Genomic DNA, 7,051 nt, shown 5'->3' with positions numbered 1-7,051 from the left:
CTTTTAGCACATCTATTGCCCCGCGCACTGCTGGCCCTTCCCGGGCTGCAGCTGACGCGGGGCAATAGCCGTTTATAGCCCCCCTGCCGCACCCCAGCACCCCAGCACCCCAGATGTGGCAGAGTAATCTAAGAGTGATTCGGTGAAGGGGCTTGGGCAGAGGTAGTGCTTACTATCTGCCGGTAAATTACCCGGAATCTCGTCTATTTAGTACCGGTCATTGTCTAATGGTTAGGCATGGAGAGGAGTAAGGATATCTATATGCCTCTGGCAATACCTGGATGTTAGAATACAGGTAGTACTCGTTAGCCGATGCGCAGAAAAGCCCGCGTGGTATCTACTACGCGGGCTTTTCTGCGCATTGGCTGATAACTTAATTTAAGCTGGTCGAGCCTACGTCTGTCGTTTGGTTGTTTACAACTGTAATGTTCGTCTTAACAGCATTCTTATAAGCTGCTTGGCCTGACGGAGCAGTAGTGGTGGGATAGAACTCTACGCGGTAGGTTCCGGATGGTAAGGCACTCAACTGGTAGGCGCCGGAGGCATCGGCCGCAGTACTGAACGTGTCAGCCACCGTGATTGAAGAGCGAATAGCTATTACTTGAGGTAGGGCTGCAGCTGGGGAAACGGTGCCGCGGATGCTGCCTTTGATATCCTGAGCTACTACCCGAATAACGGGTTTCAGCAGGTACCGTTCTTTCTTATCATTGTTGGGTTTCCAGTTGCCACGCTCTGCAATGGATTTGGCAACATCGAAATCGAGTAGTAACTGGAAGGTTTCCCGGTCGCGGAGGGTTACGTTATCAAGCTTGAGCTTGACACCGGAGGTTTGGCCGCTGGGGGTTTTCAAGTCATAGCGCTGGCCGTCGCGCCCAATCACGTAGCTGTCGAGGCCGAGCAGTAGACGTATCTCCGTGATGTTGCCAGTAGCAAAATCAGTGCTGGTAAGCAGGGCCGATTTACCATTAACGTATTCAACCACGTTAATGGCCTGGGGCTGGAAGGCCAGCGTATGCCAACCATCAGCAGATGACACATCAGCGGTATGCACCTCTAGTTGACGGACATCCAATACTACGGCTCGAAAATCGCCAGGGGCATCTGTAAGCCGTATCTCCAGCTTCGAGTTATTCGATTCGTTGTCTTTGGAGCAGCTGCCGAAAAACAGGGGGGCTGCCAACAGGGCTGGGTAAAGAAGAGTGCGAAACTGCGTCATACGGGTAAAAAACAAGGTGCAAAAAAAGCAGCTGATGGCTTGTACGGACCACCAGCTGCTACGTTCAGAGCAAGAAGCTGGCCAACGTGCCACCTTCAACGTGCTTGCAAAAATTCTATTGTCCCGAACCGGTGCTATCCGCTTTGGGGGCAGGTTTGGGTTCCTCTGCCGGTGTTGTGGGCTTCGTATCAGGGGCTGGCGTTGCAGCTGGCTTCGGTTTAGGTTTGCCAAAAATCAGGTTGTTGAGTCCTTGCTTGGCTTTGTCCTGTAGTTTGGCCTGAGCCTCCATGCGTTTCTTTTCCAACTCCTGCTGCGCTTTCAACGCCAACTCCTGTTGCTTGCGCTGCAGCTCGCGTTGCAGGCTGTCCTGGGCTACTTTGGCCTGAGCCTGTAATTTCAGCTTGGCATCGTCTACCTTGGCCTGCACGATGTTCTGGACCAGATCCTTAGCCTGGGCTTTCACGCTACCCGTGGTGAGCTTCACGACAGGGTTCTTCATGGTACCGCCAATGTTCAGGCCCAGCGTTACCCGGTCGGTACCTTTCAGGTTTTGAATGCCTGTGAGCTGGGTAAGCTTGCTGTTGAGCTGGTTACCGATTTGACCGGTGGGCACATTCAAAGCCGTCACGTACTCAAGGTTGCCGCTGACGTTGCTGGAGCCGCCCACCGTCATTTTAATCTGGCCTACGGTAAAGTCGAAGGGTTTCACGATGAAGTTGCCGTTGAGCATTTCGGCCGCTACATCTTTATTTTCCACTACGAGGCGCTTAAGCTCCTGTAGCTGCGTGAGGTTGCTGATTTGGGTCAGCGCCGTAGAACTGCCCACTGCGGCCCGTACTATCTCAAACAGGCCTTTACCGGTGAGGGTGCTGTACACGGGCATCATATCAGGGCCCATTTCGCCGCTCACGCTGAAATTGGTGGAGAAAATACCATCCACCTGTGAAGCCAGCGGAATCAGCGCTTTCACGGAGTTGAAAGCTTTAAAAGCATTCTGGAAATTAAGGTTCTTGATATTCAGGCCGAAGTTGAACCGCGGGTGCGCCAGGTTTTTGCTGCTGTAGCTGCCGTTGGTAGCGAATGCGCCCCCCAGCGTATTGAAGGTGAGGTTCGATAAAGTAGCCGTTTCGTCGCGCACGGTTACAGTGCCCTTCACATTATCCAGCTTGAGGTTATCGTACACTACCTGGCCCACGGTGGAATTCAGCGTCAGATCGAGGAAACGGGGAATCTGCAGTACGCCCTGGGCCGTGGCTGGCGCAGTGCCGGTGGTGGCAGTAGTCTTGCCGCTTACTTCATCCACCATCCACTCGTTTACATTGAAGCGGGAACTGTTGACGGTAAGCGTGCCGCGCAGGGGCTGACCGGGCGTGAAAAGGTAGCCCATATAGTTAGCAAGCGTACCTGAGGCCGTGACATCAGAGGAGCCGACGGAGCCGGTGAAGTTTTGCAGAGCAATCTGGTTGTTGTTGAAGGTAGCCGTGGCCCGGGCCACCTTCATACCCTGGGGCAGCTCGGTGCTCTTGTATGCAATATTCTGGGCGGTAACGGTGCCCGAGGCTACTACCGTCTGGTACCGGCCCGCCTCTATATCGGCCATGTTGCCTTTGGCGGCAATGTTGCCGTTGAGGCGGCCGGCCACCGTCATGCCCTGCAGCGGGAAAATACGGGTAAGCTTGGTCAGGTCTACGGTGCCTTTCACGTCGGTATCAAAGGCCATCTTATCCACGCCCTGAGTAGTTACGCGGCCTTCCAGGGGCTCCCCGTCCAGCAGCATCCGGAACTGCGGAATCGTCACGCGGGTATCATTGAGCTGGCCCGTGGGGTTGGTGACGGTGCCGTTGAGTGTAAGGTTTTCGATGGGGGCCGGGAACTGCTTGCTCTTCACGTAGCCGTTGGTCAGGTTCATCTTGGCCTGCACCACGGGCATCTGGGTTTTGGAGTACACGCCCTTGGCCGTGCCGTCCACGAATAGTTTACCCCGCAGCAGCAAATCCTGCACCGGGTACACCTTCATCATTTCGGCCAGGTCCACGTTGGCTTTCACGCGGCCATCTACTTTCATCGGTTCCAAGCCATCAATGGCCACGTTGCCGTCGATGGGGTTGCTGCCCAAATCGAGGTGGAACTGCCTCACATTCACCTTTACGTTATTGGTGAAGCCCGAGGGGTTGTCCACCACCATATCTACGTTGATGTTGCGGGCCTGCTGGGGCAGCTGGGGGTATTTGAAGCTGCCGTTCTTCACCTGCAGGTTCACGCCGTAGCCCGGCATTTTCACGTCATTCTGCACACCCTTGAAATACCCATCGAAGGCCACCTTGCCGGCCGCGTCAATATCCTTGAACTGGCTGGTGTACGCGCCCGGCACCAGGCTCAGAATGTTCTTGAAGTCGGTTTCGAGGGCCTTGAAGGTGAGGTCGTAGGTGATGTCAGTATCGTTGGGCAGGCCGATGGTGCCTTGGAAGGAAGCCGGAAAGTCGTTCAGCTTGACCTGGTTGTCCTTGAACGTGAAGAGCATTTTCTCCAGGTTCATGGCCATCGTCACGTCGGCGTCGAGCTTCTTGTTGGTCACGTACTCCGTGCCATCGTACTGCATCGAGAAGCTGTCGGCCGTGGTCTGGCTCTGCATATCGAAGATGTTGCGGGCAAAGTCGCCGGAGCCGCTGTGGTTGATGCCCTGCAGCTGCATGCCAAACGGAATGCTCAGGTCCTCGTAGCGCAGGCGGCCATTGTTCACCTTCCAGCCCTGAATAGCCAGGTTTACGGACGTAGTATCCTGTCCCTGCGCCGCCGCGGCCGAATCCGACACATAGAAGTCCCAGTTGGCGCGGCCACTTTTGAGCACCCGCACGTTAATATCAGGCTGCTCCAGCACCACATTTTTGATCTTGATCTGGTTGCCACTGATGACACTCAGCAGGTCCAGGCCCACGCGTACCTCCGGCAGATAAGCCAGGGTGTCCCGCGCGAAGGAATCCTGCCCGATAACGCGGAGCTGGTTGAGGCGCAGGGCTAGGTCGGGGAAGGAGCTAAGCAGGGTGACATCCACGTTGGCGGGGTCGTACTCTACTTTCGCCCGCACGCGCTGGGCGAGCTGCTTGTCGAAGGTAGCCTTGATTTTGTCCTTGAACAGTATCGGGGCCAGGGCCAGGCCCGCAACTACAACGACGAGGAAAATCAGCAGTCCGACAAAAAACTTACGCATAACGGTAGAAGGAAAAAAGGGCAGAAACAACCCCGGAGTTATTGGTCAACGCCGGGTAAAAGTAGAGGGAAACCACTACGGCCGCTGGTAGGAAGAATAGAAAACGGCACCGAAAGTTGCCTGAACACGGCAATAACCAAGGATAGTGCCGGGAAAGACAAAAGAAAAGTCCATTTTAGCCGTATTGCTGGCGGGCCCCATGTACCAAAATATAGCCGCCCGCCGTTAGTCAGGTAACCTATGTGGATTTCGTGCGCTAGATATCGTTCGTCGGCTAAGCCGTGCCGTTGGCAGTGGCTGTTGCCGGCGGCGTGGGCGGTAGGAGCGGCTGGTACGGCACAGGCACAGGATCTGTATTTTGCCCAGCCCTACGCCAACCGGATGCAGCTGAATCCGGCGTACACGGGCTTGCTGGATGACTATAGCGTGACGCTGAGCTACCGCAACCAGTTTCCAACGCTGGCCGGCACCTTTCAATCCAGCCAGCTAGCGGCCGACTACCGATTCCGGGACCAGCACAGTGCCGCCGGGCTGCTGGTGAACTACGACCGGACCGGCAGCATCGGCTACACCCGGTTTCAGGCCGGGGGCGTGTACGCCTACCACATACGCCTGAGCCAGCAGCTGAGCGTGAGTGGCGGTGCCTCAGTAAGTTATGGCTTGCAGCGCGTGAGCTACGGCAATCTGGTATTCGGCGACCAGCTCTCCGATGATGGTGTGGTACGCGACGTGAGCCTGGAAATGACCGATTATAAGCCCGTGCACTACATTACGGGTAGTGTGGGCGGACTGATCTACTCCGAGAATTTTTGGGCCGGAATTGCGGCGCATCACGTGAACCAGCCGACGCTTGGTTTCGTTACGCAAACCACACTGCCATTGCGGCTTAACCTGCAGGGGGGCTATAAAGTGTACTTCGTGAAATCATCAGTGAAGCAGCAATATACAGAAATGAGTCTGGCTCCGACGGTGAACTATACCCGGCAGGGAGGCAGCCAACGGGCAGAGGCGGGTTTGTACTTTACAGCTACACCCCTTACGTTGGGAGCCGTGTACCGGGGCGTACCCCTGCCCGGCGCGCCCCGTCCCCAACAGATTCTGACGGGTATTGCCGGCATCAGCATGGGGAGCTTTCGGGTGGGGTACAGTTACGATATGAGCCTCAGCCAGTTCAGTGCCGCGTTGGGCGGCGCGCACGAAATTTCCCTGACCCTTCGCGAGTTCGATTCGATAGAAGCCGCTTGGCGCCGGCTAAAACGCCGGAATTACCCGGCAATTCCTTGCCCCGCCTTCTAAATTTTTGTATTATTGCAGCCGACTTGCCTTGTCTAAACGCTTTTCTAACAGGTAGTTTCAACTTGATCATGAATTTTTCCAAGTACCTGCGCTTTGCTGTAGTGGGAGCCTGCGCCCTGGCCGCTTGTAAGGGCGGACCGCCCACAGCTACCAAACCCGGTAAGTATAGCTCTACCACGGGCATTGAGTACAATACCGAGGAAGGCATGAAGGTGTCTGATTACCAAGGCATCCCAGATGGTCCTGGTCTGGTATTTATCGAAGGCGGCCGCACTGTGCTGGGCTCTGCCGAAGAAGATATTGCCATGACGCATGACAACCTGGAGCGTACCGTAACGCTGGCATCCTTCTATATGGATGAAGCCGAGGTAGCCAACATCCACTGGTTGGAATACCTGCACTACGTGCGCAAAGACTCGTCGGAAGAGTTCTACCAGTCGGCTCTGCCCGATACCACTGTGTGGGCCCGCGAGCTGTCGTTCAATGACCCTTATGTAGACTACTATCTGCGTTACCCCGGCTTCCGCTACTTCCCGGTAGTAGGGGTTAGCTGGCTGCAGGCCAACGACTATTGCACCTGGCGTACCTCGAAAGTAAACGAGCGTCTGGCTGGTGAAGGTAGCGACAGTGGCAGCAGCGGTGGCGGTGGCCTGTTTGGCCGGAAAAAGAAAAAGGGTGGTGACGCTGCGGAAGGTACTTCCGAAGATGGCGGCGGCGCTAAGATTGCCATCGAAAACGGCAATACGCTGCCGAACTACCGCCTGCCCACAGAAGCCGAATGGGAATATGCCGCTCAGGCTCTTATTGGCACGCAGGAAACCGGCAACGAAAACCAGGAGAACAAGCGCATCTATCCGTGGGATGGCCGCCAAGTGCGGAACCCCTACGGTAAGAACATGGGTCAGTTCCTGGCTAACTTCAAGCGTGGCCGTGGTGACTACGCCGGTATTGCTGGCTCGCTCAACGATGGCGCCATGATTACGGAGTACATCTACAACTACCCGCCCAACGACTACGGCCTGTACAACATGTCGGGCAACGTGAACGAGTGGGTACAGGATATCTACCGTCCGCTGTCGTACGAAGATGTGGAAGACCTGAACCCCTTCCGTCGGAACGGTTTCCTGGACCCCTCGGAGAAATATGACAAGAAGGGCTACCAGTCGCTCATCGATGACCACGTGCGCGTGTACAAAGGTGGCTCGTGGCGCGACGTAGCCTACTGGCTCTCGCCCGGTACGCGTCGTTTCATGGCCGAAGACTCGGCCACGGCTACCATCGGTTTCCGGTGCGCCATGATCAACGCCGGTTCCAACAAATAAGAACCACTG

4 protein-coding genes are annotated in these 7,051 nt (G+C 55.9%); 2 read left to right on the top strand and 2 right to left on the bottom strand.

The window, feature by feature from the left end; genetic code table 11:
- Nucleotides 1-373: 373 nt before the first annotated feature.
- Together LF252_RS18070 and LF252_RS18065 are read right to left on the bottom strand one after the other, a co-directional pair.
- Nucleotides 374-1,216 carry a DUF4382 domain-containing protein gene (locus LF252_RS18070; RefSeq protein ID WP_226270987.1) on the bottom strand — a complete coding sequence of 281 codons (843 nt, stop codon included), beginning with the start codon at nt 1,214-1,216 and terminating at the stop codon, nt 374-376.
- Nucleotides 1,217-1,331: 115 nt separating this feature from the next.
- Complete coding sequence (locus tag LF252_RS18065; RefSeq protein WP_226270986.1) at nt 1,332-4,424, bottom strand: AsmA family protein; 3,093 nt, start codon at nt 4,422-4,424, stop codon at nt 1,332-1,334.
- 240 nt (nt 4,425-4,664) lie between these two features.
- Between LF252_RS18065 and LF252_RS18060 the strand changes: the two genes are divergently transcribed.
- Together LF252_RS18060 and LF252_RS18055 are read left to right on the top strand one after the other, a co-directional pair.
- Nucleotides 4,665-5,720, top strand: a complete 1,056-nt coding sequence (locus LF252_RS18060; RefSeq protein WP_226270985.1) for a PorP/SprF family type IX secretion system membrane protein — start codon at nt 4,665-4,667, stop codon at nt 5,718-5,720.
- A gap of 68 nt (nt 5,721-5,788) precedes the next feature.
- Nucleotides 5,789-7,042 carry an SUMF1/EgtB/PvdO family nonheme iron enzyme gene (locus LF252_RS18055; RefSeq protein ID WP_226270984.1) on the top strand — a complete coding sequence of 418 codons (1,254 nt, stop codon included), beginning with the start codon at nt 5,789-5,791 and terminating at the stop codon, nt 7,040-7,042.
- Nucleotides 7,043-7,051: the final 9 nt, after the last annotated feature.

It is taken from the genome of Hymenobacter pini (assembly GCF_020421205.1).
In the GTDB taxonomy this organism is placed as follows: domain Bacteria; phylum Bacteroidota; class Bacteroidia; order Cytophagales; family Hymenobacteraceae; genus Hymenobacter; species Hymenobacter pini.
Note: the sequence above shows the minus strand (reverse complement) of the source record. Positions and strands in the feature narration are given on the sequence as shown.

What these genes read in the sequence shown, in the direction of transcription:
- LF252_RS18070 (WP_226270987.1), bottom strand. Translation starts at nt 1,216, where the DNA reads ATGACGCAGTTTCGCACTCTTCTTTACCCAGCCCTGTTGGCAGCCCCC.
- LF252_RS18060 (WP_226270985.1), top strand. Translation starts at nt 4,665, where the DNA reads ATGTGGATTTCGTGCGCTAGATATCGTTCGTCGGCTAAGCCGTGCCGT.
- LF252_RS18065 (WP_226270986.1), bottom strand. Translation starts at nt 4,424, where the DNA reads ATGCGTAAGTTTTTTGTCGGACTGCTGATTTTCCTCGTCGTTGTAGTT.
- LF252_RS18055 (WP_226270984.1), top strand. Translation starts at nt 5,789, where the DNA reads ATGAATTTTTCCAAGTACCTGCGCTTTGCTGTAGTGGGAGCCTGCGCC.